We start from the raw sequence: 14,575 nt of genomic DNA, 5'->3' as shown, positions 1-14,575 counted from the left end.
TTTGGGGGTGGTGAGGGGTGCGGATGCGCCACCTGCGGAAGTTGGCTGAAAAGAAGCGGAACTGTGCGCGGAAACCGGTCAGTCGACCGGTGTGTTTTCCCCAGCGTGCCGCCCGCCCCTGCGGACCCGCGGCCGGGCCGCGACACGCTCGGAACGCCGCAGCAGCAGACGGCACACGCCGGTCACGGCGGCCAGGCCGAAGGCCGTGCCGGCGGCACCCGCGAACGAGGTGCCGTACCAGAGGAGCGCGACGGGGACGAGAAAGCAACTGAACGCCGCCCAGCGGACGAGATCGGTGACGCCGTCCCGGTCGGGTGGGCCGGACGTCGGGCCGGCGGGACGGTGCGATCCTGACACGGGTGCTCCCTGGGGTGGTGGCACGGTGATCAACGCCCGCGCGGCGCGTCGGTCACGACCGGTCACGGACAGTTGAATCCTGTGCAAACCGCCTGTACAGAGCAGCAACCATTGCGTTACGGGCGCCCTCTCGGGCATGCTCCGGGGAATCCCGCGGGGACCCCCTGCGAGATCTGGGCGAAGGAGGCGTGCCGCCGTACCCTTGGGGGTATGGGGTTGGGAAGACCATTCCCGGACACAGCTCCGCCGCACACTGTCGTCCCCCATAGAGGATAAAAACGCCGAGACAGCCATGGCCGGTCACGAATTCTTCGAACCCGCGGACCGCAAGCGGCCCGTCGCCGAACCTACGGCGGCCGAGCCCCTGGCGGCGGAAGAGCCACGCCAGTCGTGCGACCCAGCCTTCAAGCACGGTGTCGTCGTCGGCTTCGACGGCTCCACCTCCAGCGAGCGCGCCCTCGCCTACGCCATCGGCATGGCCTCCCGGCTGGGCTCCGGCCTGGTCATCGTGCATGTCGCCAACCGGCTGCCCACCACCGTGTGGGCCGGCTGCGAACCCCCGGTCTTCGTCGACGTGCCCGACCACCGCACCGAGGTGCTCGGTCTGGAGCTGGCCTGCGCGGACTACCTCGCCGAAGTGCCCTGGATCCTCGTCGAGCGCGGCGGCGACATCTGCCACGAACTCGAAGAGGTGGGGCGGGAGTACGAGGCGGACGCCATCGTCGTCGGCTCCAGTCACGGCCTGGTCGGCCGGATCTTCGGCTCCGTCGCCGGCCGGCTCGCCAAGCGGGCGAAGCGGCCCGTGGTGGTCATTCCCTGACGTACCGGACGAGTCCGGCGCGACGAACGGCCCCCGCCCGTGTCACCACGCGCGAGGGCCGTCCCCGAGGCATGCGGGCGGCTACTCCACCGTCACCGACTTGGCGAGGTTGCGGGGCTTGTCGATGTCCCGGCCGAGCGCCAGCGCCGTGTGGTACGCGAGGAGCTGGAGCGGGATGCCCATGAGGATCGGGTCCAGCTCGTCCTCGTTCTTCGGGACGACGATGGTGTGGTCGGCCTTCTCCTGCTCCTGGTGGGCGACGGCGAGGATCTGACCGCTGCGGGCCTTGATCTCCTCCATCGCCGCGCGGTTCTTCTCCAGCAGGTCGTCGTCCGGCACGATCGCGACCGTCGGCAGGGCCGGCTCGATCAGGGCGAGCGGGCCGTGCTTCAGCTCGGAGGCCGGGTACGCCTCGGCGTGGATGTAGGAGACCTCCTTGAGCTTCAGGGAGGCCTCGCGGGCCACCGGGTAGCCCCGCACACGGCCGATGAAGAGCATCGAGCGGGCGTCGGCGTACTGCGCGGCCAGCTTCTTGATGTCCTCCTCCTGCTCCAGCATCTCGGAGATCTGCGCGGGCAGCTTGCGCAGGCCCTCGATGATCCGCTTGCCGTCGCGGACCGAGAGGTCGCGGGTGCGGCCCAGGTGCAGGGCGAGCAGCGCGAAGGCGACGCAGGTGTTGGTGAAGCACTTGGTGGAGACGACGCAGACCTCCGGGCCGGCGTGCACGTACATGCCGCCGTCGGCCTCGCGGGCGATCGCCGAACCGACCACGTTGACGATGCCGAGGACCCGGGCGCCCTTGCGCTTCAGCTCCTGCACGGCGGCCAGCACGTCGTAGGTCTCACCGGACTGGGAGACGGCGATGTACAGGGTGTCGGGGTCGACGACCGCGTTGCGGTAGCGGAACTCGGAGGCCGGCTCGGCGTCCGCGGGGATGCGGGCCAGCTCCTCGATCATCTGGGCGCCGATCTGGCCCGCGTGGTACGAGGTGCCGCAGCCGAGGATCTTCACGCGGCGCACGGCGCGCGCGTCGCGGGCGTCCAGGTTGAGGCCGCCGAGGTGCACGGTGGAGAAGCGGTCGTCGATCCGGCCGCGCAGCACGCGGTCCACGGCCTCGGCCTGCTCGTGGATCTCCTTGTGCATGTAGGTGTCGTGGCCGCCCATGTCGTAGGAGGCGGCCTCCCACTCCACGGTCGTCGGCTCGGACGTGGTGCGGGTGCCCTCGGTGGTGTAGGTGCGGAAGTCGTCGGCCTTGAGGGTGGCCATCTCGCCGTCGTCGAGCGTGACTATCTGCCGGGTGTGGGCGACCAGCGCGGCGATGTCCGAGGCGACGAACATCTCCTTCTCGCCGATGCCGAGGACGACCGGCGAGCCGTTGCGGGCCACGACGATGCGCTCGGGGAAGTCGGCGTGCATCACGGCGATGCCGTACGTGCCCTCGATGACCCGCAGGGTCTCGCGGACCTTGTCCTCCAGCTTCTCGGCCTCGGAGCGGGCGATGAGGTGGACGAGGACCTCGGTGTCGGTCTCGGAGAGGAACTCGACGCCGTCCGCCTCCAGCTTGCGGCGCAGGTCGGCGGCGTTGTCGATGATGCCGTTGTGGACGACGGCGACCTTGTTGTCGGCCGACATGTGCGGGTGGGCGTTCACGTCGGAGGGGGCGCCGTGGGTGGCCCAGCGGGTGTGGGCGATGCCGGTGGTGCCCTTGAAGCGCGCCGGGACCTTGGCCTCCAGGTCGCGCACCCGGCCCTTGGCCTTGACCATCCGCAGGCCGGCCGCCTTCGGGGAGGTGACGACGATGCCCGCCGAGTCGTACCCGCGGTACTCCAGGCGCTGGAGGCCTTCGAGGAGCAGGGGCGCGACGTCCCGCTTGCCGATGTATCCGACGATTCCGCACATGTATCGGTAAACCTCGTGTCTCTCTTCGGCCTCTCGGCCGTAGCCGGCTTCTCAGCCGTAGACGATGCGGCGCAGCTGACGGAGCGACAGCTCCGGGGGTGCGACCGCCCGGTATTTCAGTTCCGCCTCGATCCGCTCGAAGATCGTCGCGTTCACCAGGCCCTGGGCCTGGAGCTCGCGGTGGCGGCGACGGACGTATTCCTCGGTCGTCTCGTCGAAGTAGGCGAGCACGTCCTGGACCACACGCAGCGCCTCGCCCCGGCTCAGGGGGGTGGACCGCGTCAGATGATCAACGAGTTCGTCGTGCACCCGGTAGATCCTGGGGTAAGAGAGACGCTTACGCAAGAATCCTGCCCGATATCGGGCAGGCTTGGGGAATGCTGTGTGTCGCCGTGACTACATGCGCTTCAGTACCGCCTGCTTCGCCAGGGTGAACTCCTCGTCCGTCAGTACCCCGGAGCGGTGCAGTTCGCCCAGCTCCCGCAGCCTTCGCAGCAGGGCGTCGTGGTCGTCCTCGGCGGCCGGTGGGGACGGGGGAGTGGCCGTCTCGTCGGCCGGGCGGGCGTCCTCCAGGGCCGTACGGGCGGCCGGGTGCGGGAGGCGGGCCTGCACGGCCGCGGCCACCAGGGCCATCAGCGGGTCCTTCTTGAAGCCCCACAGCTCCACGGCGTTGGGGTCGTACTTCGGCGGCACCTTGCTCGGCGCCGCCCGCACGGTGAAGCGGAGGTGGCCGTTCTCCAGGCCGACCGTCGGCTGCCACTCCACGGCGACGATGTCGGCGAGGGGCAGGGTGCGCGGTCCGGCGGCCGACTTGGCGTCCTCCGCCTGCCACTTCCACTCCAGGCGCACCCGTTCCCCGTCGAAGCTCGCGACCCCGTCCCCGGCCGACACCGACAGCGGCACCGAGGGCCCCGGCAGCAGATAGGCGTCCACCGGGCCGGACGGCACCTGGTCGAGGAGCAGCGCGTTGCGCACCTCGTCCACGAAGTACTCGGCCACCCCGTACCGGTCGGACTCCACCAGGAGCTGGTACGGGTCGTGCGGCTCGGTCAGCCGGCCGCCCGTCGCGTGCAGCAGGGGGTCGGCGCCGTCCCGCAGCCGCAGCCTGAGCCGCCCCGACTTCTTCCCCTGCTCGAACGATATGCCCGCCAACGCGGCCAGCGGCACGAGCAGTTCACCCAGTTCCCTGCGGAGCAGACTGACGTTCTTGTCCCGCCCGGGTGTCAGCCGCAGGGCGTCGCCGTCGAAGACCCACGTTCCGTCCTTCTGGATGATTTCCGCCATGCGGGGATTGTTTCATCGCTCCCGCGGGCGGTGATGGTGCGGGAGAGTGGTCCGCACCCGTCCCCAACCCCCGTCCCCGGACCCCTGATTGCACGCCTCGCGAAGGGAGCGCACGTGAGACCTCATCGACGGCACCACAGAACGACTCCCCGCATCACCCGGCTGCTGGGAGCGCTGCTGCTGGTGGCGGCGGTCGGCGCCATGACCACCGGCGCCGCCCCGGACCGGAAGACCGCCGCGGAACCGACCCCGCTGGACCGGGTGATCCCGGCCCCCGCCTCGGTCGACCCCGGCGGCGCCCCGTACCGCATCACCCGCGGCACCCACATCCGCGTCGACGACTCGCGCGAGGCCCGCCGCGTCGGCGACTACCTCGCGGACCTCCTGCGGCCCGCCACCGGTTACCGACTGCCCGTCACCTCCCACGGCCACGGCGGCATACGACTGCGCCTGGCCGAGGGCCCGTACGGCGACGAGGGCTACCGCCTCGACAGCGGACGCTCGGGCGTCACCATCACCGCCCGCGAGGCCGCCGGGCTCTTCCACGGCGTCCAGACCCTGCGTCAGCTGCTGCCCGCCGCCGTCGAGAAGGACACCGCGCAGCCCGGCCCCTGGCTGGTCGCGGGCGGCACCATCGAGGACACCCCGCGCTACGCCTGGCGCGGCGCCATGCTCGACGTCTCCCGGCACTTCTTCGGCGTCGACGAGGTCAAGCGCTACATCGACCGCGTCGCCCTCTACAAGTACAACAAGCTCCACCTGCACCTCAGCGACGACCAGGGCTGGCGCATCGCCATCGACTCCTGGCCGCGCCTGGCGACGTACGGCGGCTCCACCGAGGTCGGCGGCGGTCCCGGCGGCTACTACACCAAGGCGGACTACCGGGAGATCGTCCGCTACGCGGCCTCCCGCCACCTGGAGGTCGTGCCCGAGATCGACATGCCCGGCCACACCAACGCCGCCCTCGCCTCCTACGCCGAGCTGAACTGCGACGGCGTGGCACCCCCGCTCTACACCGGCACCAAGGTCGGCTTCAGCACGCTGTGCGTGGACAAGGACGTCACCTACGACTTCGTGGACGACGTCCTCGGCGAACTCGCCGCGCTCACCCCCGGCCGCTACCTCCACATCGGCGGCGACGAGGCGCACTCCACGCCGCACGCCGACTTCGTGACGTTCATGAAGCGGGTGCAGCCGATCGTCGCCAAGTACGGCAAGACGGTCGTCGGCTGGCACCAGCTGGCCGGTGCCGAACCGGTCGAGGGGGCGCTCGTCCAGTACTGGGGCCTGGACCGCACCAGCGACGCGGAGAAGGCCGAGGTCGCCGAGGCCGCGCGGAACGGCACCGGGCTGATCCTCTCCCCGGCCGACCGGACGTACCTGGACATGAAGTACACCAAGGACACCCCGCTGGGCCTGTCCTGGGCGGGCTACGTCGAGGTGCAGCGGTCCTACGACTGGGACCCGGCCGCCTATCTGCCGGGCGCCCCGGCCGAGGCGGTCCGCGGGGTCGAGGCCCCGCTGTGGACGGAGACCCTGTCCGACCCGGACCAGCTGGACTTCATGGCCTTCCCGAGGCTGCCGGGCGTCGCCGAGCTGGGCTGGTCCCCGGCGTCGACACACGACTGGGACACCTACAAGGTGCGGCTCGCCGGGCAGGCACCGCGCTGGGAGGCGATGGGGATCGACTACTACCGCTCGCCGCAGGTGCCCTGGGCCTGACCCGGACGGCACGACGGGCACCCCGGAGGACCGTCTCCGGGGTGCCCGTCCGTCCGTGGGGGCGCTGACCGCCTACCGTCCGGCCAGCGGATTCCTCAGGTTCCCGATCAGCTGGAGCGCGCCGGACGGGTCGGCGAGGTCCACCATCTGCCGGTTGTCGCGCAGCTGGAGCCGGTTGAGGCAGGACAGCGCGAACTCGGGCGCGAACATGTCGTACCGCTCGAACTTGTCGGCCAGCTCCGGCACCGACTCCTGGTACTCCCGGGTGACCTCCGCGACCGTCCGCCAGAAGGCGTCCTCCGTCAGGAACCCCTCGTCCGCGAGGTTCGCGGCCAGGAAGCGGAAGAAGCAGTCGAAGACGTCCGTGAAGATCGACAGGAGCTTCTTGTCGTCCGGCACGTCCACCGCGATGCGGGAGACCTCCGGCGGCAGCACGGCGTCCGGGTCCATCACCGCGATCTCCTCGGCGATGTCCTTGTAGATCGCCCGCCGGACCACCCCGTCCTCCAGGACCAGGATGACGTTCTCGCCGTGCGGCATGTACACCAGGTCGTAGGCGTAGAAGCTGTGCAGCAGCGGGACGTAGTAGGCCCGCAGGTAGCGCCGCAGCCACTCGGCGGGCGCGAGCCCGGACCGCTCGATCAGCGCGCCCGCGAAGGAGGCGCCCTCGTGGTCGACGTGGACCAGCGAGGCCATGGTGGCGAGCGTCTCGCCCTCCTGGAGGGACGGCACCGGACTCTCCCGCCACAGCGCCGCCAGCATCTTGCGGTACGGCGAGTAGCGGTCGGTGGCCTGCTCGTACTCCAGGTGCCGGTAGCCGACGGCCGCCCGCTCCCGGATGATGCTCAGCCCCGTCGCCTTCAGCACCGGGTCGCCCTCGATCAGCCGGGCGAGCCAGTCGTTGATGGCCGGGGTGGCCTCCATGTACGCCGCCGACAGACCGCGCATGAAGCCCATGTTGAGGACGGACAGGGCCGTCTTCACATAGTGCTTCTCGGGGTGCGAGGCGTTGAAGAAGGTGCGGATGGACTGCTGGGCCAGGTACGCGTCGTCGCCCTCGCCGAGGCAGACCAGGTGCCCGCGGGCGACCTCGGCGGCGAAGGTGACGGTGAGCTTGTTCCACCACTGCCAGGGGTGGACCGGGATGAGGAGGTAGTCGGCCGGGTCCAGGCCGCGCTCGCGCAGCACGCCGTGGAAGCGGTCGACGGTGGCCGCGCCCAGCTCGTCCCGGACGAAGGACTCGTACTCGATGCCCACGCCGGCCGTGAACGCCGCCCGCGAGCGGTGCGCGGCCAGCCACACCAGCCGGACCGGGCTCGCGGTCTCGGGGGCGTACGACAGGTACTCGTGGATGCCGAAGCCGAGGCGCCCGTTGTTGGCGACGAAGCAGGGGTGGCCCTCGGTCATGCCGGTCTCGACGGCCTGGAAGCCGCCGCGGGCCAGCTCGGCTGAGGTGAGCTGCTGCTTGGTCAGCTTGTAGCAGGTCCCGGAGAGGGTGGAGGAGATCTCCTCCAGATAGACGGGCAGGATCTCGTCGCTCAGGCCCAGCGTCTGCCGCAGCTCGATGAAGAAGTCCAGCGCGGCGAGCGGCAGTTCGGCGCCGTCGCGGTGGCGGGTGAGGGAGTCGGCGTCCACCTGCCAGTGGTCCAGGGCGCGGACGGTGGCGGTGAAGCGGTACACGGTCGTGCCGTCGTCGCTGCGGACGGCGTACGTCTGCCCGCCCCCGTCGTCCCGCTCCCGCTCGGGGGCCAGCAGCCGCTCGTGGGTGAACTCGGCCAGTGCCTTGCGGACCAGGAGGCGGTTGGCCCGCTCCCAGTGTGCGGGGGTCAGGTGGGCGACGGCGTCGGCGAGGCTCATGCGGACACCGCCTTCTCGAACCGCTCGCGGGTGCAGAAGCTCAGCAACGCCTTCTTCTCCGGCTTCTGGATCTCGCGCTCGGGCACGAATCCGACGGCTGCGTTCAGGGCGTGGACGGCGGTGTTGGCGACGTCCGGTTCGACGACGACCCGCCGGGTCGCCGGGTCGGCGAACAGCTCGGCCATGACGGTGGTGATCACCGCCCGGGTGAAGCCGTGCACGGGCCGGTCGGTCGGCGCGACCAGGAAGTGCATGCCGACGTCGCCCGGCTCGGGCTCGTACAGTCCGACCAGCTCGCGGTGGGCGGGGTCGTAGCGCTCCATCAGGAAGGCCGGGACCCCGTCGTGCAGGCCGAGGTGGGCCTGCTGGTGCTCGTCGGCGGCCAGCTCCATGTAGGCCCGCTCCACGTCCACCAGCCTGGCGTCCTGCATCATCCAGAACGCGGACTTGGGGTGGGTGAGCCAGCGGTGCAGCAGCTCGGCGTCCTTCAGCGGGTCGAGGGGGCGCAGGGTCAGCGCCCCGACGGCGGTGGTGGTGGTGCTCGTGCGGCTCATACGGCTCATACGGCGAACTCCTGGAACGCGATCGTCTTCTCGACCGGGTAGTACGCGCGGCCGAGCAGCTCCCGGACGATGCAGCTGTTGCGGTAGGCGCCCATGCCCAGGTCGGGGCTGGTGACGCTGTGCGCGTGGACTCCCGCGTTCTGCAGGAACACGCCGCCTCCGGTGACGTCCACGGCGTAGTTGCGGGCGATGTCGAAGTTGCCCCGGGAGTCGTAGCGCAGCCGGTCGCGGACGGGCTTGAGGAACTCCGGCTCGGCGTACCGGTAGCCGGTGGCGAGGACCAGGCCCTCGGTCTCGATCTCGAAGTCCTTGCCCTGCTCCTCCTGGCGGAAGCCGAGCGTGTAGGTGCCGTCCGCGTACCGGGCCCCGGTCAGCGCCGAGTTGGTGAGCAGGCGGGTGGGGACCGGTCCGGCGAGCCGCTTCCGGTAGAGCAGGTCGAAGATCTCGTTGATCAGGTCGCCGTCGATGCCCTTGAAGAGGCCCTTCTGCTCGGCCGTGAGGCGGTAGCGGGTGTCCTCGGGCAGCGCGTGGTAGTAGTCCACGTACTCCGGGGACGTCATCTCCAGGGTGAGCTTGGTGTATTCGAGGGGGAAGAAGCGCGGGGAGCGGGTCACCCAGTTCAGCCGGTAGCCGTGGACGTCGATGTCGCCCAGCAGGTCCAGGTAGATCTCGGCGGCGGACTGGCCGCTGCCGACCAGGGTGATCGACTTCTTCTTCACCAGCTCCGCCCGGTGCCGCACGTACCGGGAGTTGTGGAGGAAGTCGCCGGCCAGGCCCCGGCAGGCGTCCGGGATGTGCGGCGGGGTGCCGGTGCCGAGGACGAGGCGGCGGGCGCGGTAGGTGTCGCCGGAGGTGGTGGCGACGGCGTACAGCTCCGCCCGTTCGTCGTACGTGACCTCGGTGACCGTGGTGGAGAAGCGGACGCTGCTCAGCTGGTGCGCGGCCCAGCGGCAGTAGTCGTCGTACTCGACGCGCAGGGGGTAGAAGTTCTCCCGGATGTAGAACGAGTACAGCCGGCCCTTCTCCTTGAGGTAGTTGAGGAAGGAGTACGGCGAGGTGGGGTCGGCGAGCGTGACCAGGTCCGACATGAACGGGGTCTGGAGGTGGGCGCCGTCCAGGAACATCCCGGCGTGCCACTCGAAGTCGGGCTTGGACTCCAGGAAGACGCCGTTCAGCTCGGCTATGGGCTCGGTGAGGCAGGCCAGGCCGAGGTTGAAGGGGCCGAGGCCGATCCCCACGAAGTCGTACGGGGCGCTGGCTTCAGGAAGCGCGGTCAAGGGAGTCTCCCAGGTACTGCTCGGCGTGGCCGGCGATCAGGTCGAGGACGGCGGCGATGTCGGCCGGGGTCGTCTCGGGGTTGAGCAGGGTGAACTTCAGGTAGTGGCGGCCGGCCACCTTGGTGCCCGCGGCCACGGCGTCACCGGAGGCGAACAGGGCCTTGCGGGCGTACAGGTTGGCGCGGTCGATCTCGGCGGGGTCGGTGACGGCCGCCGGGATGCAGCGGAAGACCAGGGTGGACAGCGACGGCTGGACGACCACGTCGAAGCGCGGGTCGGCGGCGAGCAGTTTCCAGCCCTCGGCGGCCAGGTCGCAGACCTCGTCGAAGAGTTCGCCGATGCCGTCGGCGCCCATCACGCGCAGCGTCATCCACAGCTTGAGCGCGTCGAAGCGGCGAGTGGTCTGGAGGGACTTGTCCACCTGGTTGGGGATGCGTTCCTGCACCATGCGGCGCGGGTTGAGGTACTCCGCGTGGTAGGTGGCGTGGCGCAGCGTGGCCGCGTCGCGGACCAGCACGGCGGACGAACTGACCGGCTGGAAGAAGGACTTGTGGTAGTCCACGGTGACCGAGTCGGCCCGCTCGATGCCGTCGATGCGGTGCCGGTACTTCAGGGAGGCGAGCAGTCCGCAGCCGTAGGCCGCGTCGACGTGCATCCACACGCCGTACTGCTGGCACAGCCCGGCGATCTCCGGCAGCGGGTCGATCGAGCCGAAGTCGGTGGTGCCGCCGGTGGCGACGACGGCCATGGGGACCAGGCCGTCCTTCGCGCAGCGCTCCAGCTCACGGGCGAGGGCGACGGTCTGCATGCGCTTGTCGCGGTCGACGGGGACCGACACGACGGCGTCGGGGCCGAGGCCGAGCAGTTTCGCCGACTTCTTCACGCTGAAGTGGCTGACCTCGGAGGCGAAGATGCGGAGGTCGGCGAGTGATTCGGCTTTCGCCTCCTCGCGGGCGAGCAGCAGCGCCTGGAGGTTGGACTGGGTGCCGCCCGAGGTGAACACGCCGTCGGCCGCCGGGCCGAGGCCGATGCGGGCGCAGGTCCAGTCGATCAGCTTGCGCTCGATGAGCGTGCCGCCGGCCGACTGGTCCCAGGTGTCCAGCGAGGAGTTGACGGCGGACAGGACCGCCTCGCCGAGCACCGCCGGTATGACGACCGGGCAGTTGAGGTGGGCGAGATAGCGGGGGTGGTGGAAGTAGACGGCGTCGCGCAGGTAGACGTCCTCCAGCTCGTCGAGGACCGCGGCCGTGTCGTGCAGGGGCCGGTCGAGGTCGATCCCGTCGATGCGGGGGGAGAGGGCGTCGACCGTGACACCGGTGAACGGCCGGTCGGTGGTGGCGATTCTGGCGGCCACCCGCTCGACTCCTTCGGTCACGGAGCGGCGGTACTGCTCCGCGGTGGCGTCGTTGAGCAGGTGCGAGCGCATGTGGGGGTCCTCCGGTGGGGACGGTCCGAGAGGGGCGGAAGAGGGCGGAACCCTCGCTTCGACTTAGGTTAGCCTAACCTAAGTTGAGTCGATCAAATGCGTGCCCCTGGGTGACCGCTGTCACTGTGGCCTCATGGCGCCGGACGTCAGCCCTGCTCGCGGAGTTGTTCCTCCGTCAGGCCGCGGCGCCAGTAGCCGACGAAGGTGACGCGCCGGCGGTCGATGCCGCGCTCGCCCACGAAGTGCCGCCGCAGCTCCTTGACGCACCCTGACTCGCCCGCGATCCAGACGTAGGGACGTTCGGCGGGCGGGAATCGGGCGTCCCGGAGGGCGGCGAGGGTCGCCCCGGGTCCGCCGCCGGTGCCCCTGACCAGCCAGGTGACCTCGGCGTCCGCGGCCGTCCGGAGGTCCTGCACGTCCTCGGCGTGCGGCACCTCCAGCCAGACCCGGGCGCGGGTGCCGGCCGGGAGAGCCTCCACGATCGCGCAGGCGGCCGGTACGGCGGTCTCGTCGCCCCAGACCACCACCAGGTCGGTGTCCTCGGGCGGCCGGAAGCGGATCGCCCGGTTGTCGGCGATCGCGGGGCCGAGCACCAGTACGCGGTCGCCGGGGGCGGCGCCGGCGGCCCAGCGGGCGGCGGGACCGGCTTCGAGGGCGGCCCCGGCCGCGACCCCGTGCAGGACGAAGTCGACGTCGATCTCGGCGGTGTGCCCGTCGTCGCCCCGGCGCAGCGCCCGCAGCGTGTACGAGCGCATCACCGCCCGCACGTCGTCCGGCAGTTCGCGCCAGCCCTGCCACCAGCCCTCGCCCAACTCGACGGGGACCGCCGGTTCGGCCTGCCCCGGGTGCGGCAGGAACAGCGACAGCGACTGGTCCAGGCCGTCGGAGTGGAAGGCGCGCAGACCGGGCCCCGCGAAGGTGACCCGGGCCAGGGACGGGCCGAGCCGTCTCGTCCGTACGACCTGGAGGGAGAAGAAACGGAACGGGGCGGCAACGGCCGTCGTCATGAGGGGCTCCGGAGAAGGGGGTGGGTCAGCCGACCTTCTTGGCGTTCTCGATCGCCTCGGCCAGGTTGTCCAGCAGAGGGGTGCACTTGTCGTAGGACAGGATCGGCTCGGGGGAGCGGGCGATGACCTGGCCGGCCTTGACCGCGGGGAGCTTCTTCCAGGTGCCCTCGGTGATGTCGGCGGGCTGGATGGTCGAGGCGCGGTCGTCCATGATGATGACGTCGGCCGGGTACTTGTCGACGTTCTCCCAGCTCAGGCTCTCGAACCAGCCGCCGGTCGCCTTCTTGGCCTCCTCGGAGGGCTCGACGAAGTTCACGCCGAGGGCCTTGAAGTACTCCAGGTCCACCGAGAGGTTGGTGCCGGAGACGTAGAACAGGTCGGGGCTCGCGGAGCCGGCCAGCACCCGGATCTCGGGCCTGGCCCTGGCGGCGGCGCGCAGCCGGGCGGCGGCCTTGTCGAAGGCGGCCTTGGCGTCGGTGACCTTCTTGGCCTTCATGTCGGCGCCGAGCGACTCGGCCAGCTCCCACATGCGCTGGAGCGGCTGGGTGAGCTGCCGGTCGAAGACGGAGACCGCCACGCTCGGGGCGAGCTTGGCGATCTTGTCCTTCGACTCCTCCGGGACGGACCACAGGGTGCCCGCGGTGTCGAACGTCGTGGTGATGAGCACCTCGGGGGCGAGGGAGGCGTACTTCTCGACGTTGAGCTTGCCCCACTCGTTGCCGAGGACGGTGACCTTGTCCACGTCCAGGTCGCCGGCCTGCACGTCGGGCTTGCCGTCCTTGGTGGTGGTCGGGCCGAAGACGCCCTTGACCTGGACGCCGTAGTCGAAGAGAGCGGCGGCGACGCCGGTGAAGGCGACGATGGCCGTCGGCACCTGGTCCAGCTTCACGGTCGTGCCGCGGTCGTCCTTGAAGGACCAGGGACCGGACTTGGCGGCGCCTTCGCTCGTCCCGCCGCTGTCCTTGTCGCCGTCCCCGCAGGCCGCGAGCACGGCGCCGAGGCCGAGGGCGCCGCCGGCGGCGAGGATTCCGCGGCGGGTCGGGTGGGTAGCGCTGGCGTGGGGCATGGTGGTGGCTGCCTTCGAACGGTGCGGAGCGTCGTGCTCTGCGGGACAATTCGAAGGTAGGTTAGCCTAACCTCAGATCTTGTCCAGGGGTGGGGGCCCTGGTACCGCCCCCACCCCCGGCCGCCCGGGGCTCAGCTCACCAGCCCCAACTCCCGTGCGATCAGCATCCGCTGGACCTCGCTGGTGCCCTCGCCGATCTCCAGGATCTTCGCGTCCCGCCACATGCGGGCCACCGGGTACTCGTTCATGAAGCCGTAGCCGCCGTGGATCTGGGTGGCGTCCCGGGCGTTGTCCACCGCGACCGTCGACGAGTACAGCTTCGCCAGCGCCGCCTCCTTCTTGAACGGCTCGCCCGCCACCAGGCGCGAGGCCGCGTCCCGCCAGGCGAGGCGGGCCGTGTGGGCCTTCATCTCCATGTCGGCGATCTTGAACTGGATGGCCTGGTTGGCGCCGATGGGCTTGCCGAAGGCGTGACGTTCCTTCGCGTAGGCGACCGACTCGTCCACACAGCCCTGCGCGAGTCCCGTGCCCAGTGCGGCGATGGCGACCCGGCCCTCGTCCAGGATGCGCAGGAACTGCGCGTAGCCGCGCCCCCGCTCGCCGAGCAGGTTCGCCGCCGGGACCCGGACGTCGGCGAAGGACAGCTCACGGGTGTCCGAGGCGTTCCAGCCGACCTTCGAGTACGGGGCGGCCACCGTGAAGCCCGGGGTGCCCGACGGGACGATGATCGACGAGATCAGGGGCCTGCCGTCCGGCTTGCGGCCGGTGACCGCCGTGACCGTCACCAGGCCGGTGATGTCCGTGCCGGAGTTGGTGATGAAGCACTTGGTGCCGTTGATCACCCACTCGTTCGTGGCCTCGTCCAGGCGGGCCGTCGTACGGGTCGCGCCCGCGTCGCTGCCGCCGTCCGGCTCGGTGAGGCCGAAGGCGCCCAGGATCTCGCCCGAGCACAGCCGGGGCAGCCACGCGCGCTTCTGCTCCTCGGTGCCGAACAGGTGGAGCGGCATCGCGCCCAGCGAGACGCCCGCCTCCAGCGTGATCGCCACCGACGAGTCGACCCGGGCCAGCTCCTCCAGGGCCACGCCGAGGGCGAAGTAGTCACCGCCCATGCCGCCGTACTCCTCCGGGAACGGCAGCCCGAACAGACCCATGCGGCCCATCTCGCGGACGATCTCGTACGGGAACTCGTGCCGCTCGTAGAAGTCGCCGATCTTCGGCGCCACCACGTCGTGCGCGAACTGTTCGACCGTGCGGCGCAGTTCTTCCAGTTCGGGGGAGAGCTTGTGGTCCATGGTGT

Annotated in this window: 13 protein-coding genes; 2 read left to right on the top strand and 11 right to left on the bottom strand. The window is 70.6% G+C overall.

What is annotated here, in order from left to right:
* Nucleotides 1-78: 78 nt before the first annotated feature.
* Entirely contained in the window at nt 79-357 is a 279-nt protein-coding gene (locus tag BZZ08_RS38975) for a hypothetical protein (protein WP_198601425.1), read from the bottom strand.
* 292 nt (nt 358-649) lie between these two features.
* Between BZZ08_RS38975 and BZZ08_RS11945 the strand changes: the two genes are divergently transcribed.
* A complete protein-coding gene (locus BZZ08_RS11945; protein WP_104632155.1) occupies nt 650-1,177 on the top strand; it encodes a universal stress protein in 528 nt (175 codons plus the stop codon).
* A gap of 81 nt (nt 1,178-1,258) precedes the next feature.
* On the opposite strand, the gene glmS is transcribed toward BZZ08_RS11945, so the two are convergent.
* The 3 genes from glmS to BZZ08_RS11930 form a co-directional block, all read right to left on the bottom strand.
* Entirely contained in the window at nt 1,259-3,076 is a 1,818-nt protein-coding gene (gene glmS, locus BZZ08_RS11940) for a glutamine--fructose-6-phosphate transaminase (isomerizing) (RefSeq protein WP_104632154.1), read from the bottom strand.
* A 51-nt stretch (nt 3,077-3,127) separates the two neighbouring features.
* On the bottom strand, nt 3,128-3,385 hold the full coding sequence (locus BZZ08_RS11935) for a hypothetical protein (RefSeq protein WP_003976012.1): 258 nt from the start codon (nt 3,383-3,385) through the stop codon (nt 3,128-3,130).
* Between the two features lie 87 nt (nt 3,386-3,472).
* Entirely contained in the window at nt 3,473-4,360 is an 888-nt protein-coding gene (locus BZZ08_RS11930) for a DUF4429 domain-containing protein (protein ID WP_104632153.1), read from the bottom strand.
* Between the two features lie 114 nt (nt 4,361-4,474).
* Here BZZ08_RS11930 and BZZ08_RS11925 point away from each other — a divergent pair, with 114 nt between their 5' ends.
* Nucleotides 4,475-6,082 (top strand): beta-N-acetylhexosaminidase, encoded by a 1,608-nt coding sequence (locus BZZ08_RS11925; RefSeq protein WP_104632152.1) that lies wholly within the window; start codon nt 4,475-4,477, stop codon nt 6,080-6,082.
* 72 nt (nt 6,083-6,154) lie between these two features.
* Here the strand turns inward: BZZ08_RS11925 and desD are convergent, their stop codons facing one another.
* From desD to BZZ08_RS11890, 7 genes are all read right to left on the bottom strand, one after another.
* Nucleotides 6,155-7,939: a desferrioxamine E synthetase DesD gene (gene desD, locus BZZ08_RS11920; protein WP_104632151.1), complete on the bottom strand. Its 1,785-nt coding sequence runs from the start codon at nt 7,937-7,939 to the stop codon at nt 6,155-6,157.
* Nucleotides 7,936-8,493, bottom strand: a complete 558-nt coding sequence (locus BZZ08_RS11915; RefSeq protein WP_104632150.1) for a GNAT family N-acetyltransferase — start codon at nt 8,491-8,493, stop codon at nt 7,936-7,938. The genes desD and BZZ08_RS11915 overlap by 4 nt, the downstream gene beginning before the upstream one ends.
* Nucleotides 8,494-8,498: 5 nt before the next feature.
* Nucleotides 8,499-9,779: a lysine N(6)-hydroxylase/L-ornithine N(5)-oxygenase family protein gene (locus tag BZZ08_RS11910; RefSeq protein ID WP_198601424.1), complete on the bottom strand. Its 1,281-nt coding sequence runs from the start codon at nt 9,777-9,779 to the stop codon at nt 8,499-8,501.
* Nucleotides 9,763-11,205 (bottom strand): lysine decarboxylase DesA, encoded by a 1,443-nt coding sequence (gene desA / locus BZZ08_RS11905; protein ID WP_104632149.1) that lies wholly within the window; start codon nt 11,203-11,205, stop codon nt 9,763-9,765. The genes BZZ08_RS11910 and desA overlap by 17 nt, the downstream gene beginning before the upstream one ends.
* A gap of 146 nt (nt 11,206-11,351) precedes the next feature.
* Nucleotides 11,352-12,212, bottom strand: a complete 861-nt coding sequence (locus BZZ08_RS11900) for a siderophore-interacting protein (RefSeq protein ID WP_104632148.1) — start codon at nt 12,210-12,212, stop codon at nt 11,352-11,354.
* A 25-nt stretch (nt 12,213-12,237) separates the two neighbouring features.
* Nucleotides 12,238-13,278, bottom strand: coding sequence for a siderophore-binding protein DesE (gene desE / locus BZZ08_RS11895; protein ID WP_104632147.1), 1,041 nt, complete (start codon nt 13,276-13,278; stop codon nt 12,238-12,240).
* A gap of 131 nt (nt 13,279-13,409) precedes the next feature.
* Complete coding sequence (locus BZZ08_RS11890) at nt 13,410-14,570, bottom strand: acyl-CoA dehydrogenase family protein (RefSeq protein WP_104632200.1); 1,161 nt, start codon at nt 14,568-14,570, stop codon at nt 13,410-13,412.
* Nucleotides 14,571-14,575: the final 5 nt, after the last annotated feature.

The sequence above is a fragment of the Streptomyces sp. MH60 genome, assembly GCF_002939385.1.
Lineage (GTDB): Bacteria > Actinomycetota > Actinomycetes > Streptomycetales > Streptomycetaceae > Streptomyces.
This window is presented reverse-complemented; position numbering and strand designations above follow the sequence as displayed.

What these genes read in the sequence shown, in the direction of transcription:
- BZZ08_RS11945 (WP_104632155.1), top strand. Translation starts at nt 650, where the DNA reads ATGGCCGGTCACGAATTCTTCGAACCCGCGGACCGCAAGCGGCCCGTC.
- glmS (WP_104632154.1), bottom strand. Translation starts at nt 3,076, where the DNA reads ATGTGCGGAATCGTCGGATACATCGGCAAGCGGGACGTCGCGCCCCTG.
- BZZ08_RS11930 (WP_104632153.1), bottom strand. Translation starts at nt 4,360, where the DNA reads ATGGCGGAAATCATCCAGAAGGACGGAACGTGGGTCTTCGACGGCGAC.
- desD (WP_104632151.1), bottom strand. Translation starts at nt 7,939, where the DNA reads ATGAGCCTCGCCGACGCCGTCGCCCACCTGACCCCCGCACACTGGGAG.
- BZZ08_RS11915 (WP_104632150.1), bottom strand. Translation starts at nt 8,493, where the DNA reads ATGAGCCGCACGAGCACCACCACCACCGCCGTCGGGGCGCTGACCCTG.
- desA (WP_104632149.1), bottom strand. Translation starts at nt 11,205, where the DNA reads ATGCGCTCGCACCTGCTCAACGACGCCACCGCGGAGCAGTACCGCCGC.
- BZZ08_RS11900 (WP_104632148.1), bottom strand. Translation starts at nt 12,212, where the DNA reads ATGACGACGGCCGTTGCCGCCCCGTTCCGTTTCTTCTCCCTCCAGGTC.
- desE (WP_104632147.1), bottom strand. Translation starts at nt 13,278, where the DNA reads ATGCCCCACGCCAGCGCTACCCACCCGACCCGCCGCGGAATCCTCGCC.
- BZZ08_RS11890 (WP_104632200.1), bottom strand. Translation starts at nt 14,570, where the DNA reads ATGGACCACAAGCTCTCCCCCGAACTGGAAGAACTGCGCCGCACGGTC.